This window comes from Streptomyces sp. HD, from assembly GCF_028369295.1.
GTDB lineage: Bacteria > Actinomycetota > Actinomycetes > Streptomycetales > Streptomycetaceae > Streptomyces.
Genome location: NZ_JAQMYP010000083.1, coordinates 18,275 through 33,109, shown reverse-complemented (window position 1 = coordinate 33,109; position 14,835 = coordinate 18,275). Strand labels below are relative to the sequence as shown.

At 70.6% G+C, this 14,835-nt stretch carries 11 protein-coding genes; 3 read left to right on the top strand and 8 right to left on the bottom strand.

What is annotated here, in order from left to right; translation table 11 throughout:
- Window positions 1-216 precede the first annotated feature (216 nt).
- On the bottom strand, window positions 217-1,224 hold the full coding sequence (locus POF73_RS43165; protein WP_272124893.1) for a stage II sporulation protein M: 1,008 nt from the start codon (window positions 1,222-1,224) through the stop codon (window positions 217-219).
- A gap of 130 nt (window positions 1,225-1,354) precedes the next feature.
- Here POF73_RS43165 and POF73_RS43160 point away from each other — a divergent pair, with 130 nt between their 5' ends.
- The gene (locus POF73_RS43160) at window positions 1,355-2,350 is read left to right on the top strand and encodes an RDD family protein (protein ID WP_272124892.1); all 996 of its coding nucleotides are present in this window, start codon (window positions 1,355-1,357) and stop codon (window positions 2,348-2,350) included.
- A gap of 123 nt (window positions 2,351-2,473) precedes the next feature.
- On the opposite strand, the gene POF73_RS43155 is transcribed toward POF73_RS43160, so the two are convergent.
- Window positions 2,474-3,088, bottom strand: a complete 615-nt coding sequence (locus POF73_RS43155) for a hypothetical protein (RefSeq protein WP_272124891.1) — start codon at window positions 3,086-3,088, stop codon at window positions 2,474-2,476.
- 261 nt (window positions 3,089-3,349) lie between these two features.
- Window positions 3,350-4,807, bottom strand: coding sequence for an adenosylhomocysteinase (gene ahcY, locus POF73_RS43150; RefSeq protein ID WP_272124890.1), 1,458 nt, complete (start codon window positions 4,805-4,807; stop codon window positions 3,350-3,352).
- Window positions 4,808-5,414: 607 nt separating this feature from the next.
- Between ahcY and POF73_RS43145 the strand changes: the two genes are divergently transcribed.
- Both POF73_RS43145 and lepB read left to right on the top strand, forming a co-directional pair.
- Window positions 5,415-7,712, top strand: a complete 2,298-nt coding sequence (locus POF73_RS43145; protein ID WP_272124889.1) for a fructose-specific PTS transporter subunit EIIC — start codon at window positions 5,415-5,417, stop codon at window positions 7,710-7,712.
- A 177-nt stretch (window positions 7,713-7,889) separates the two neighbouring features.
- Window positions 7,890-8,558 carry a signal peptidase I gene (gene lepB, locus POF73_RS43140; RefSeq protein WP_272124888.1) on the top strand — a complete coding sequence of 223 codons (669 nt, stop codon included), beginning with the start codon at window positions 7,890-7,892 and terminating at the stop codon, window positions 8,556-8,558.
- A gap of 260 nt (window positions 8,559-8,818) precedes the next feature.
- On the opposite strand, the gene POF73_RS43135 is transcribed toward lepB, so the two are convergent.
- From POF73_RS43135 to POF73_RS43115, 5 genes are all read right to left on the bottom strand, one after another.
- The gene (locus tag POF73_RS43135) at window positions 8,819-9,799 is read right to left on the bottom strand and encodes a cation diffusion facilitator family transporter (protein WP_272124887.1); all 981 of its coding nucleotides are present in this window, start codon (window positions 9,797-9,799) and stop codon (window positions 8,819-8,821) included.
- A gap of 240 nt (window positions 9,800-10,039) precedes the next feature.
- Window positions 10,040-11,191, bottom strand: a complete 1,152-nt coding sequence (gene manA, locus POF73_RS43130) for a mannose-6-phosphate isomerase, class I (protein WP_272124886.1) — start codon at window positions 11,189-11,191, stop codon at window positions 10,040-10,042.
- A gap of 119 nt (window positions 11,192-11,310) precedes the next feature.
- Window positions 11,311-12,438, bottom strand: coding sequence for an SIS domain-containing protein (locus POF73_RS43125; protein ID WP_272124885.1), 1,128 nt, complete (start codon window positions 12,436-12,438; stop codon window positions 11,311-11,313).
- Between the two features lie 357 nt (window positions 12,439-12,795).
- Entirely contained in the window at window positions 12,796-12,966 is a 171-nt protein-coding gene (locus POF73_RS43120; protein ID WP_086725970.1) for a Trm112 family protein, read from the bottom strand.
- 401 nt (window positions 12,967-13,367) lie between these two features.
- A complete protein-coding gene (locus POF73_RS43115) occupies window positions 13,368-14,732 on the bottom strand; it encodes a phosphomannomutase/phosphoglucomutase (protein ID WP_272124884.1) in 1,365 nt (454 codons plus the stop codon).
- Window positions 14,733-14,835: the final 103 nt, after the last annotated feature.

The following is a 14,835-nucleotide window of genomic DNA, read 5'->3' as shown; positions in this document are numbered from 1 at the left end:
AGCTTCGGGCCGGACTGACCAGCCACTCATTTCCGATTCATCGGGAAGGGCTTCTTGGGAATCACTGTTCCACTGAAGCAGCTAGATGCTCACTCTGCCCGGCGGGACTACATCCACTTCCAGGCAACTGTTCGAATCTACCTCCCCACTCGCTCCGTGTCAACGGTTCTTGTGGGGCGAAGAGGAGACTAGCAGCTCAGCACGGGCATCCGCACATCAGGCCGCCGTCGGAACGGCGGCGCTGCGCTCGGCTGCCTCGACGTCGCCTGTCTCTCCGGTGCGGGCGGCGCGGCCACCGAGGACGTAGACGTATGCAAGGAATGCCAGCTCGGCTATGACGCCGATGGTGATGCGGGCCCACGTGGGCAGGCCCGACGGGGTGACGAAGCCTTCGATGGCGCCGGAGACGAAGAGGACCAGGGCGAGGCCTATCGCCATGCCTATCGCGGCTCGGCCTTCCTCGGCGAGGGCTGCGCGTCGGGTGCGGGGGCCCGGGTCGATGAGGGTCCAGCCGAGGCGTAGGCCTGTGCCGGCGGCGACGAAGACCGCTGTCAGTTCGAGGAGGCCGTGGGGCAGGACGAGGCCGAGGAACGTGTCCAGGCGTCCTGCCGAGGACATCAGGCCGAAGCCGACGCCGAGGTTGAGCATGTTCTGGAAGAGGATCCAGAACACCGGGAGGCCTAGAAAGACGCCCAGGATCAGGCAGAGGGCGGCGGCCCACGCGTTGTTCGTCCAGACCTGGGCCGCGAAGGACGCTGCGGGGTGGCTGGAGTAGTACGTCTCGTACTGGCCGCCGGGGCGCGTCAGCTCGCGCAGTTCGTTCGGGGCGGCAATGCTTGTCTGCACTTCCGGGTGGGTGGCGATCCACCAGCCCAGGAGGATCGCGACGAGGGTGGACAGGAGTGCCGTGGGCACCCACCAGTGGCGTGATCGGTAGACCGCGGCCGGGAAACCGTGAGCCAGGAAGCGGGTGACGTCACGCCAGGAGGCCCGTCGGGTGCCGGTCACGGCGCTACGCGCGCGTGCCACCAATTGGCTGAGTCGGCCCGTCAGCTGGGGGTCGGGGGCGCTGGACTGGATCAGCGAGAGGTGGGTGGCGGTGCGCTGGTAGAGGGTGACGAGCTCGTCGGTCTCGGCTCCGGTGAGTCGGCGCTGGCGCCCGAGCAGGGCGTCGAGTCGGTCCCACTCGGCTCGGTGGGCGGTGACGAAGACGTCGAGGTCCATCTGGTTTTCTGCTCCTCGGCTGTTCGTCGGCGACTCGTCGTAGGTGTCAGCTTGTCGTACTGCGGCGCAATGCGCCCTCAGCTTGGCAGACTGGCCATTCCAGGGGCAGGTCAGGGGAAGGACGGACGGCGTGAGTGAGCTGGTCACGGGCGAGGCGGTGGCGCTGGAGTTGCGCCCCGCGAAGCTGCCCAGCAGGGCGCTTGCCGTGCTGCTCGATCTGGCGGTGGCCGTGATCGCCTATATCGTCGCGACGATTGGCGTGGTGGCTGCCACCGCTTCACTGGACGAGGCGGCGCAGACCGCGCTGTCGATCGCCCTGTTCGTCCTGGTGCTGGTCGGCGGGCCGATCGCGGTCGAGACGCTCAGCCAAGGGCGTTCGCTCGGGAAGTTGGCGTGCGGGCTGCGCGTCGTGCGCGACGACGGCGGTCCGATCCGGTTCCGGCACGCTCTGGTGCGGGGTCTCATCGGTGTGATCGAGATTCTTATGACGCTCGGCGTCGTCGCCGTGATCGCTTCGCTGGTCTCCGCGCGCGGGCGGCGGCTCGGTGACGTGTTCGCCGGGACTCTCGTCGTACGGGAGCGGGTGCCCCTCACACGGACTGGCTTCGTTCCGCCGCCTCCGCCGTGGCTGGCCGGACGGTTCTCGGAGCTCGACCTGTCGGCGGTTCCCGATGACCTGTGGCTTGCCATTCGCCAGTACCTGACGCGGATGCAGCAGCTCGACCCCCAGGTCGGCCAGAACATGGCGGAACGTCTCGCGACCGACCTCGCGGCGCGCACGGGTACTCCGGCTCTGCAGGGCGTGCCGCCGGCCGCGTATCTGGCGGCGGTGCTGCACGAACGGCAGGCCCGGGAGGCGCGCCGCGCCTTCGGTGACGGGCCGGGGGCGAGCGGGGCGCCTGCCGGTGTCGGCGGCGCGTACGGCCCGCCGGTCGTGCCGCCCGCGGCTGGGCCGCCTCCGTCGGGCGCCTACGGCGTCGGGGTTGCTCCGGTCGCTGGTCAGCCCGCGGCGGGGGCGGAAGTGGATCGTTCCTCCGCGTCTCAGAGCCCCGTACCGCAGACTCCGGCGTCGCAGGACGCGCAGTCCGCCGACCGGCCCGCCACCGGGTTCGTGCCGCCGGCGTAGCCACCTCAGCTCGCTGCTCTCCCAACCACCCGATCCCTCGCACCCCCCGGGCCGCCCGCCCGCCGCGCGAATCGACCGGGCCACCATGTCCACCACGCGGCCCTTCCATCCACCCGGGCCGGCTCAGGCGAACGTGGACGGTGGGGAGTCCAGATCCTCCAGTTCGATGCCGGGGGCCGCGAGTACCACGTCGCCTGCGATGTGTACGGCGTGCTGCTCGCCCGTGTCCAGGGCTGTGACCTGGTACTCGTCCACGATCAGGGGGGCGTTGTCAGTGGCGTGTGTTTCTCTGTTCACCAAGGTCCAGGACTGGTCCACGGTGCGGGGGGCGAGGACCGGGTCCGTGAAGTCCACGAGGCGGACGCGGGTTGCCGAGGGGGAAGGGGTGAGGCGTAGGAGACGAGTGGTGGCGATGAGGAATGCGGGGGACGTGCCGGTGAAGGCGTGGGCGCGCACATTGCCTTCCGTGGCGTGAACCCCGGTGGGGTCGGTGCGGACCCAGGTGACGCCGTCGAGGGCCGCGCCGCGTACCTGCCAGCCACCGGCATGGAGTTCGAGGCGGATGGGACGGCCGAGCTCGTCCAGGGCGAGGTCGACGGAGCCGCTGTGATCGCCCGCGGGGGTGGTCAGCTGGGAGACGTAGCGCCAGCCGGAAGGGCCGGGGGCGCAGCGGAAGTGTTCTTCTGCGAGGGGGGTGTGATCGTGCGGATCATGGAGCGAATAGCGGCCGCGGGGCATCGGGGTCCTGGGGCTTGACGGGCTGGTTCGGCCATACGGGCCAGGGTGGCCGCACGGGCCAAAGGGGCAGGCCCCCGGCACGGGGGTGCGGGGGCCTGCCTCGGAGGTTCTACTGCTGAGGAGCGTGTCAGTGCACGGGCGCGCTCGCCAGGAGTGCCGTGCCGACCGCGCTCGCCGGAGGTTGCCGGGCGAACTCCGTCGTCCGGCAACCCGGCTCAAGCGGCGCCGCCCGGCCACATGTCGGTCAGGCGGCGGCTCGGCTCAGTAGCGGTAGTGGTCCGGCTTGAACGGGCCCTCGACCTCGACGCCGATGTACGCGGCCTGCTCGGGGCGCAGCGTCGTCAGCTTCACGCCGAGCGCGTCCAGGTGGAGGCGGGCGACCTTCTCGTCCAGGTGCTTGGGCAGCGTGTACACACCGGTCGGGTAGGCGTCGGGCTTGGTGAACAGCTCGATCTGGGCCAGCGTCTGGTCCGCGAAGGAGTTGGACATCACGAACGACGGGTGACCGGTGGCGTTGCCCAGGTTCAGCAGACGGCCCTCGGACAGCACGATGAGCACCTTGCCGTCCGCGAAGGTCCAGGTGTGGACCTGCGGCTTGACCTCGTCCTTGACGATGCCCGGGATCTTCGCGAGGCCGGCCATGTCGATCTCGTTGTCGAAGTGGCCGATGTTGCCGACGATCGCCTGGTGCTTCATCTTGGCCATGTCCGAGGCCAGGATGATGTCCTTGTTGCCGGTCGTGGTGATGAAGATGTCGGCCTTGTCGACGACCTCGTCGAGGGTCGTGACCTGGTAGCCGTCCATCGCCGCCTGGAGGGCGCAGATCGGGTCGATCTCGGTGATGATCACGCGGGCGCCCTGCCCGCGCAGGGACTCCGCGCAGCCCTTGCCCACATCGCCGTAGCCGCAGACGACCGCGGTCTTGCCGCCGATCAGGACGTCGGTGGCGCGGTTGATGCCGTCGATGAGCGAGTGGCGGCAGCCGTACTTGTTGTCGAACTTCGACTTGGTGACGGCGTCGTTGACGTTGATCGCCGGGAACAGCAGGACGCCGTCGCGCTGCATCTCGTACAGGCGGTGGACGCCGGTCGTGGTCTCCTCGGTCACGCCGCGGATCTCGGACGCCAGCTGGGTCCACTTCTGCGAGCCGTCCGTGATGGTGCGGTGCAGGAGTTCGAGGATGACGCGGTGCTCGTCGGACTCGGCGGTGTCGACGGAGGGGACCTTGCCGTCCTTTTCGTACTCGACGCCCTTGTGGACGAGGAGGGTGGCGTCACCGCCGTCGTCCAGGATCATGTTCGGGCCGCCGGTGGGGGTGTTCGGCCAGGTCAGGGCCTGCTCCGTGCACCACCAGTACTCCTCCAGGGTCTCGCCCTTCCAGGCGAAGACCGGGATGCCCTGGGGGTTGTCGGGCGTGCCGTTCGGGCCGACGGCGATCGCGGCGGCGGCGTGGTCCTGGGTGGAGAAGATGTTGCAGGACGCCCAGCGGACCTCGGCGCCGAGGGCGACCAGGGTCTCGATGAGGACGGCGGTCTGCACGGTCATGTGCAGGGAGCCGGTGACGCGGGCGCCGGCCAGCGGCTGGGTCTCGGCGTACTCCTTGCGGATCGCCATCAGGCCGGGCATCTCGTGCTCGGCGAGGGTGATCTCCTTGCGGCCGAACTCGGCCAGGGAGAGGTCGGCGACCTTGAAGTCCTGTCGGTTCTCGACAGTCGTCATTGCGAGCTGCTCCTCGGGGTTGGGTCGAGGGTGGGTACGGCTGGTCTGCGCGGCGGCGGACACAGGGGTGCCCGAAGAGGACACAGGCATGCCCGCGTACGCGCAGCGCAGTCCGTCGGAGGCCCTCTCTCCCTCGGTCGGTCCGTGTCGGGACCGCCCGACCGCCATCAGCAGCGACGTCTGGCTCTGACCCAAGCTACACCGGGAGGTCCGGCCGTCCCCAGTCCGCCTGCGAACACATCGCGCCATCAGAGGGTTCGGGGCGGGGGGCAGGAGAGCGGGAGGGCAGGAGCGCGGGAGGCGTATGCAGTGGCGGAGGGTGGCCGGATGCAGAGCCGGCGGCCTTCGGGGCGGCGGAAGGTGCGGTGTCGGTCTTGCGTCGGCGGGCGATGAGGTGGCGGCCGGGTGTGGGTGTGATGGGCGGGAGCGATAACAGGACACCAACGAACGGTCGACAGGAGGTGGTGAAGCGGGATGAACGGGAATCTTTGGGCCTTTGAGTCGGCGGCCGGGTGGTGCAGGATGCCCGGGAGATCGGAACATCTGGTCGATCTTGCGGGGCGTCCGGGACGACGGTTCCGCATGACAAAGGCGTTAGGAGATCGATGTGACCAGTCCGGCCGGCCCTCCCCCCACGGGCAGCGGCGGTGGCGAGCGGAAGCGGTTGAAGCTGCTCGCGGTGACCGCGTGCCCGACCGGCATCGCGCACACCTACATGGCGGCGGAGAAACTCGCGCAGGCCGCCGAGAGCCGCGGTATCGACATGAAGGTGGAGACCCAGGGATCCATCGGGGCTGAAAACGTCCTCGATGACAACGATGTCAGCAACGCGGACGGCATCATCGTCGCCGCGGACAAGGACGTGGACCTGAGCCGTTTCGCGGGCAAGCGGGTCCTCAGCGTCGGGGTGGCGGAGGGCATTCGCCACCCCGAGCGGCTGATCGAGCAGGTGCTGTCGGCGCCCGTGCACACGGCAGGGGGCGCCCCCACGGCCCCCGCGGCCGGCGGTGGCAAGGAACGCAGCGTCGGGTACAAGGCGCTGATGAACGGGGTCAGTTACATGATCCCGTTCGTCGTGGTCGGCGGGCTGCTGATCGCGATCTCGCTCTCGCTCGGCGGGCACACCGACCCGTCCGGCGGCCTGGTCATCCCGAAGGACTCCTTCTGGATGGACGTGAACAACATCGGTGTCATCGGCTTCACGCTGATGGTGCCGATCCTGTCCGGGTACATCGCGTACGCCATCGGGGACAGGCCCGCGCTCGTGCCCGGCATGATCGGTGGCTGGATAGCCAATACCGGTGAGCTGTACGACTCCAAGGCGGGCGCCGGGTTCATCGGGGCGATCGTGACCGGGTTCCTCGCCGGGTATCTGGTGTTGTGGATCAAGAAGGTCAAGGTCCCGAGGTTCGTGCAACCGATCATGCCGATCATCGTGATCCCGATCGTGGCGACGACGGTGCTCGGGCTGTTCTTCATCTATGTGCTCGGCAAGCCGATCTCCTGGGTGTTCGAGCACCTGACCAGCTGGCTCAGCGGGATGACCGGCACGAGCGCGATCCTGCTCGGGGCGATTCTGGGGCTCATGATCGCGTTCGACATGGGCGGGCCGGTCAACAAGACGGCGTTTCTGTTCGGCGCCGGGCTCATCGCGACCGGCAACCAGACGGTCATGGGCATGTGCGCGGCGGCGATCCCGGTCATGCCGCTCGGTCAGGGCCTGGCCACGCTGATCCGGAAGCGGCTGTACACCGAGCAGGAGCGGGAGACCGGGCTCGCCTCGCTGTTCATGGGCTGCTTCGGCATCTCCGAGGGCGCGATCCCGTTCGCCGCGGCACGGCCCGCGCAGGTCATCCCCGCCAACATGCTGGGCGGCGCGGTGGCCGGTGCGATCGCCGGGGTCGCCGGCGTCGAGGACGCGGTGCCGCACGGCGGGCCGATCGTGGCCGTGCTGGGTGCGGTGAGCGGCGTGCCGATGTTCTTCGTGGCCGTGGTGATCGGGTCGGCCATCACCGCGTTGACGACGGTCGCCCTCGTCGACCTGGGTGAGCGCAGGCGGCGCGGGGAGGCGGTCGTCGGTGCGGGTATGGCCGGGGCCGAGCCTGCGCTGGTCGGGGCGGGCGTCGCAGTGGCCGGGGCTGGTGCCGTCGGTGAGAGGGCGGGTGCTCGTGGCGTCGGCGAGGGGTCCGTGGCTCGTGGCGGCGAAGTGCCGGGACCTGGTGGCGTCGGCGAAGTGCCGGGAGCCCGTGGCGTCGATGTAGTGCCGGATGGCGGTGGCGTCGTGGCGCAGCGGGTCGTACCCGAGTCGGAGGCTGTCCTGCCTGAGGCTGCCGTATCGGAGGCTGCCGGGGGTGAATCGGACACGGTTGTGGGTGAGTCCGAGGCGGGCGGCGCGGCGGAGCGGGAGTCCGGGGTGGTCGACGCGGCGGATGCCGGTGGTGCCTCGGTCGAGGTTCTCTCGGGTTATCTCACCGAGGAGACCGTGAAGGTTGAGCTCGGTGCGGCTGACAAGGAGGCCGCGATTCGGGAGATGGCCGAGTTGCTTGCGCGTACCGGGAAGGTCGCGGATGTGGGCGAGTTGGTGGCGACCGCGCTGCGGCGGGAGGCGCAGGGGACGACCGGGCTCGGTGAGGAGATCGCGATTCCGCATGCCAAGACGGATGCGGTCAGCGCGCCGGCCGTCGGATTCGCACGGTCCGCGGAGGGCGTCGAGTGGGGCTCGCTGGACGGTACGAAGGCGAGGCTGGTGTTCATGATCGCCGTACCGGAGGCGGCCGCGGGTGACGAGCATCTGCGGATTCTGGCGCTGCTGTCGCGGAAGTTGGTGGACCAGGAGTTCCGGGAGCGGCTGCTCGCGGCCGGGGACGGGGCCGCGGTGCTCGGGGTGCTGAGCGAGATCCGGTAGCCGGAGTGCGTGGCGGTTCAGCTGCAGCGAGGAACTGCCACGCGACTGCCACGCGATCGAGATGCGGTGGCCGAAGTGCGGGCCCGCGGCCGTCGTGCCGCGGGCCCCGCGCGGGCGCTTCACGTGGGGTCGCTACCCTCTGCCGCCGCGGACGTTCCGCGTGGGGAGGAAGCGCTGATGGAGCAGGGACGAAGACTCGCGGTCGCGGCGTGGGTGATGGGGCCGCTGGGGCTGGTGCTGGTGATCGGGTCCGTGCTGTGGCTGCGGACGGACTATGTGCTGTCCAGTGTGTCGAGCGAGAGCATGCGGCCCACGTACGACGTCGGCGACCGGATCGTCGCCGAGCGGGTCGGCGCGGGGGAGGTGGGGCGGGGCGATGTGGTGCTGTACACGGCGCCCGAGCGTTACCAGGACGCAGTCGTCATGCAGCGTGTCATCGGCGTGGGCGGCGACCGCGTCGTCTGCTGCGAAGGCATGGACACGGCACGGGATCACCTCACCGTGAACGGGAAACCGCTTCGGGAGCCGTATGTGAAGGACGGCGTCGGCGACGGGTTGCACCGCCCGTACGACGTGACGGTGCCGGACGGCCGGCTGTTCCTGCTCGGCGACCACCGGCAGAACTCGCGCGACTCCCGTGAATTCGCCGAGGACCACGGCGGGACCGTGCCCGTCGGTGCGGTCATGGGCCGGGTGACCGACAGCTACGCGATGCCGATGCTGCTCGCCGCGGCCACGTTGCTCGGGCTTCTCCTCGCGCTCGTCGGGCTCGTCCTCGGGATCACGGCGCGGAGTATTCGGCGGCGGCCGGCGGCGCAGGTCGCTCTGTGGCCTCAGCACTTCTGACGGCCCGCACGGCATTTCTGACGGCCCGCACGGTACTTCTGACGAGCGAGTCCGTCCCTGACAAACGTGCCCGTCCCTGACAAGCGCCTGTCGGCGCTTTTGACGGGCTCGTCGACGCTCTTCACGAGGCCGCCGCCCACGGGGGACGCGCGACGGGGCCCGCCGATCGGCTCGGCGGGCCCCGTCGTCGTACGGCCGAGTGGCCGCGCGGGCAGATTGCCGGGCAGGCAGATTGCCCGGCGGCGGCTGCCGTACCGGAATCAGTGCTCGGAGCTGTGCTGTGCCGGTCCGCCGGGGGTCGCCTCGCGGTCGGCGCCCTTGGCCGCCTCGGTCTCGCTGTAGATGTCGGGTTCGAGGTAGATGACGCGGGCGATCGGGACGGCCTCGCGGATGCGGGCCTCGGCGGCGTCGATGGCGGCGGCGACCTCGGCGGCCGTGTCCTCGTGCCGGACGGCGATCTTGGCGGCGACCAGGAGTTCCTCGGGGCCGAGGTGCAGCGTGCGCATGTGGATGATGCGGGGGACGGTGTCGCCGTCGACGATGGCGGCCTCGATCTTCGTGACATCCTCGACGCCCGCGGCCTCACCGAGCAGCAGCGACTTGGTCTCGACGGCCAGGACGAAGGCGATCAGGACGAGCAGGATGCCGATGCAGACCGTGCCGATGCCGTCCCAGACGCCGTCGCCCGTGATCAGGGCCAGGCCGACGCCGCCGAGGGCGAGGACCAGACCGACCAAAGCGCCGAAGTCCTCCAGCAGGACAACGGGCAGTTCGGGGGCCTTGGCGTGGCGGACGAACTCCTTCCAGGACTTCTGGCCCCGCAGGCCGTTGGACTCCTTGATGGCCGTCCGGAAGGAGAACGCTTCGGCGATGATCGCGAAAACGAGCACGCCGACCGGCCAGTACCAGTGCTCGATCTCGTGCGGGTGCTTGATCTTCTCGTAGCCCTCGTAGAGGGCGAACATGCCGCCGACCGAGAACAGGATGATCGAGACGAGGAAGGCGTAGATGTAGCGCTCGCGGCCGTAGCCGAAGGGGTGCTGCGGGGTGGCCTCGCGCTGGGCCTTCTTGCCGCCGACCAGCAGCAGGGCCTGGTTGCCCGAGTCGGCGAGCGAGTGCACGCCCTCGGCGAGCATCGACGACGAACCGCTGAACGCGAACGCCACGAACTTCGATGCAGCGATCGCGAGGTTGGCGGCGAGTGCCGCCACGATCGCCTTGGTACCGCCTGACGCGCTCATGTGTCGCGTTGTCCCTTCGCCTTCGGAGCCTTCGTGGCCTGCTCGACCATCGTGGCCTGCGCGACCATCGTGGTCTGCGTAGCCTTCTGGCCTGCGTGACCTTCGTACGTACGCCGGAGCGCCGTCCGGGGCATCGTCGAAGGGAGCATGCGCCCCCAACGGCTTTGCCCTTCCTTTGCCGGTGGGCCATTGTTGCAGCCCGGTCCGACATTGGTGCGCCGGGTCGTGGGATGGCCTCGGTCAGGCGACGACCGTGGCCCGGAAGACCGTACCGGCCCCGGCCACTTCGGCCTTTTCGCCCGCCGGTACGAAGACGGACCGGCCCGGCGTCAGCTCGTGCTCCCCGGCGCGGACGGCACCGGCCGTGCAGAGCAGGATCTGCGGTGTCGCGCGCGTGAGGTCGTGGGCGACGGTGCCCTCCGGGAGGACGTACCGGGACAGGCGGAACTCGTCGATCGGGGTCTCGTAGACCTCCTCGCCGTCCGGGGCGGCCTCCGGGCGCAGCACTCCCGGGTCACCCGCCTCGAAGCGGACGACGCGCAGGAGTTCGGGGACGTCGACGTGCTTGGGGGTCAGGCCGCAGCGCAGGACGTTGTCGGAGTTGGCCATGATCTCCACGCCGAGACCGCTCAGGTAGGCGTGCGGGATGCCGGCGCCGAGGAACAGGGCCTCGCCGGGCTGCAGTCGGACGTGGTTGAGGAGCATCGCGGCGATGACGCCGGGGTCGCCCGGGAAGTGGTGGGCGATGTCGGCGTAGCGGGCGTAGTCGCCACCGAGGCGGGTGCAGGCGGCCGCAGCGTCGGCGACCGTGCGAGCCATTTCGTCCGGGTCGGCGGAGAGGATCGCGGTGAGCACCTCGCGCAGGGCCGCGTCCTCGGGGTGGGCGTGCAGGAGATCGACGTACGGCTTGAGGGAGTCGACGCCGAGGCCGTCCAGCAGGTCGGCGGCCCGCAGGGGGTCGCGGAAGCCACACAGGCCGTCGAACTCGGTGAGCGCGCAGATCAGTTCGGGCTTGTGGTTGGCGTCCTTGTAGTTACGGTGGCCGGCGGTCACGGGGATGCCTTGGCGCTCCTCGTCCTCGTAACCCTCCTTCGCCTGCGCCAGGTTGGGGTGCACCTGGAGGGAGAGCGGGGCTCCGGCGGCGAGGATCTTCAGCAGGAACGGCAGGCGGGGGCCGAACTTCGCGACGGCCGCGGCGCCCAACTCGCGCTCCGGGTCGGCATCGATGACCTCGGCGAGCGTCCCGCGCGCGGTGCGCGAGGGTGCGCCCGGGTGCGCGCCCATCCACATCTCCGCCTGCGGTTCGCCGGTCGGCTCGACGCCGAGGAGCTGTGGAATCGCGGTGGTGGAACCCCAGGCGTAGGGGCGGATGGTGTTGTCGAGGCGGTCCATGCGGGTCTCTGCCTGCTCTCTGTCCGTGCGACGCGGTCTCGTTGTTCAGGACGCGAGTTCGCCGTGCGTACGGCTGCCGGTTCCTTGGCCGTACGGCTGCCAGGGCGTCCTGGGATAGATCAGGCTCCCGAGGCGAGCGCCAGGTAAACGGCGGCGAAATCCGTGATGGCGATCAGTTCCGCGAGGGTTTCGAGCTCGTCGCCGGGCTCCGGCTCCAGTTCGCTGATGGGTGTGTCGTGGCTCAGGGCCAGGTCGCGCGCGGACGGCGCGGCGGTGAGGCCGGCGATCGGGCGGTCGCGGAGCAGCACTACGCGCGCGTGCAGCGCGGGTGTCTCCTCGACTCGGTCGCGGAAGAAGTCGTCGGGGTCGGCGCTCGCCGCCAGCCGTCCGGCGAGCAGGGCGCTGTGCGAGGCGAGTGCCTCGGGCAGTTCGGCGACGAGGGAGGGGTGACCGGAGAGCTCGGCGAGCGCGGCAGCGAAGCGACGGCCTGCCGGGCCGGCGGACAGGCCCTCCGTCCAGACCAGCGGGAGCGCGTCGGCGAGTTCGACAGCCAGGGTCTTGGCGGGGTTGCTGTAGGTCGCGATGGCGGGCCCGCAGCGTTCGGCGATGTGGTCGAGGCGGTCGGCGACCTTCTCCAGCACCTCGGGCGGGGCGGCGAGCAGGCCGGTGCGGTCGAGGAGCGCCAGGAGCGGGGTGAGCAGCGCCCACAGGACGCCGGGGGCGGAGGCGGCGCTGGGCTCGTCCTGCTCGTACGGGGCGGTCGCCATCGGCACGAAGAGGCCGTGGTTGCCGTGCAACGCTTCGGTGAGCGGGGTGCCGGCGGGGGCCACGGCGACGACCGTGCAGCCGCGGCGGTAGGCCTGCTCGGCGAGCAGGGACAGGCCGGGCTCGGTGCCGTCCGGGGTGGTGATCAGCAGCAGGTCCACGGAGCCGACCCAGCCGGGCAGCTCCCAGCGCAGGGCACCCGCGGCGGGGGCGACGCCCGAGGGGGCCAGTCGGGTTACGGGGCTGGTGGCGCCGGCGAGGGTGCCGAGGAGGTCGGCCACGCAGATGGCGGCGGCTCCGGGGCCCGCGATGAGGATGGCGCGGGGGCGGCCGTCGGGTTTGAGGTCGTGGACGCCGGCTTCGACGGCGTGTCGGGCTGCGGTGCGGACACGGGCGCCGGCTTCGGCCGCGCCGCGGAGCAGGGCGCGGTGGTCGGCCTCGGCGAGCGCCTCCGGCGTGTCGAGCAGCGATTCGTCGAGCATGGGCGGCAGCCTCCGATCGCCGGGGCGGGTGGGGGCGGGTCTGTTTGGGGTGGGGTGGTGGGGTGGCTTTGTTCGGGAGTGGGGTGCGGTTGTCGGGTGGCTTTGGGGTGAGGCCGGGTGCCCTGAGGTGAGGGGCGGGGCGGCTTGGTGGAGGGGCGGTGCGGCTTGTGGCGGTCGGTCGCCTTCAGCCGGTGCCCGGTCGCCGGTCACCTTGAGGCGGGGGGGGCGAGCGGCCAGCGCCGGAGCGGTTGCCGGGCGGCTTACGCCGTCGCCTTGCGCCGGTCCCCTTGCGCCAGCCGCCTTACGGCGGTCGCGGTCCTGGCGGCTTTACGCCGGTGCCGTGACCGTGGGGGTGCGTTACGCGGGGCGGCGGGCCTCGTCGACGAGCAGGACGGGGATGCCGTCGCGGACGGGGTACGCCAGGCCGCAGCCCTGGCCGGTGCAGATCAGTTCGGCGTCCTGCTCCTTGAGGGGAGCGTGGCAGGCCGGGCAGGCGAGGATCTCCAGGAGGCCGGCTTCCAGCGGCATGACGGGTCCCTTCTGGGGCGGGTGGGTGCGGTACGTGCGGGTGTGCGGATGTGCCTGGTCAGCGTACCGCCGGTGGGGGCTGGGTGCCGGGGTTGGGCGGGAGGGTGCGGGTGGGGAGGGGTTCGCCCCCGCCGCCCCTACCCGTCCCGTCCTCCAGGGGCGCTGCCCCTTCGACCCCGCGGCCTTCTGGGGGCTGCCGCCCCCAGACCCCCGCTCCGGCCCCTGAAGGGCCTTGTCCTCAAACGCCGGACGGGCTGAAAGAAAAAGAAGCCGGACGGGCTGAAAGAGAGAATCGGGCCGGCGTTGAGAACAACCGGCGGCACCGTGCCCTGCCCCGACCGTCTCAGCCTCTGATGACCCAACACCGCCGTGTCAGCCTCTGATGACCCAGCACCGCCGTCTCAGCCTCTGATGATCCCCAGCACCTCGTCCCGCACCTTGGCCATCGTCGCCTGGTCCCGGGCCTCCGCGTTCAGGCGGAGCAGCGGTTCCGTGTTGGACGGGCGGACGTTGAACCACCAGTCGGCGGAGGTGACCGTCAGGCCGTCGAGCTCGTCGAGTTCCACGCCCTCGCGGGCCTCGTACGTGGCCTTGATGGCGGCGAGGCGGCCCGTCTGGTCGGCGACCGTGGAGTTGATCTCGCCGGAGCCGGCGTAGCGGTCGTACTGGGCGACCAGTCCGGAGAGGGGGCCCTCCTGGCCACCCAGTGCCGCCAGGACGTGCAGGGCGGCCAGCATGCCCGTGTCGGCGTTCCAGAAGTCCTTGAAGTAGTAGTGGGCGGAGTGCTCGCCGCCGAAGATGGCCCCCGTCCTGGCCATCTCGGCCTTGATGAAGGAGTGGCCGACGCGGGTGCGGACGGGGGTGCCGCCGTTCTCCTTGACGACCTCAGGGACCGACCAGGAGGTGATCAGGTTGTGGATGACCGTGCCCTTGCCGCCGTGCTTGGCGAGTTCGCGCGAGGCGACCAGGGCGGTGATGGCGGACGGGGAGACGGGGCCGCCGTGCTCGTCGACGACGAAGCAGCGGTCGGCGTCGCCGTCGAAGGCGATGCCAAGGTCGGCGGACTCCTCGCGCACCCGCTTCTGCAGGTCCACGATGTTCGCCGGGTCCAGGGGGTTGGCCTCGTGGTTCGGGAAGGTGCCGTCCAGCTCGAAGTACATCGGGACGACGTCGAGCGGGAGGCCGCCGAGCACGGTGGGGACCGTGTGACCGCCCATGCCGTTGCCCGCGTCGACGACGACCTTCAGGGGGCGGATGGAGGTCAGGTCGACGAGGGAGCGGAGGTGGGCCGCGTAGTCCTCCAACGTCTCCCGCTGGGTGATCGTTCCCGGCGTCGCGGCGGGCTCGGGGGCGCCCGACTCGCTCCAGCGCTCGACCAGTTCGCGGATGTCGGCGAGGCCGGTGTCCTGGCCGACCGGGGCGGCGCCCGCGCGGCACATCTTGATGCCGTTGTACTGGGCCGGGTTGTGCGAGGCGGTGAACATCGCGCCCGGCAGGTTCAGCGCGCCCGAGGCGTAGTACAGCTGGTCGGTGGAACACAGACCGATCTCTGTGACGTCGACACCCCGGGCGGCGGCGCCGCGCGCGAAGGCGCGGGACAGGCCGGGTGACGAGGGGCGCATGTCGTGCCCGATGACGATCGCGCTCGCGTCGGTCACCTGCACGAAGGCGGCCCCGAAGAGCTCGGCCAGCGACTCGTCCCACTGGTCCGGGACGACCCCGCGCACGTCGTACGCCTTCACGAGCTGTGACAGATCAGCAGCCACGGCCAACCCTCCTGAAGTCCTATCGGTCACCCCAAACTACCCGCCCTCACTGACAGTGCGCTGTGTGCCCACTGAGTGGACCCCGAGCCGTAACCTCGTGGTC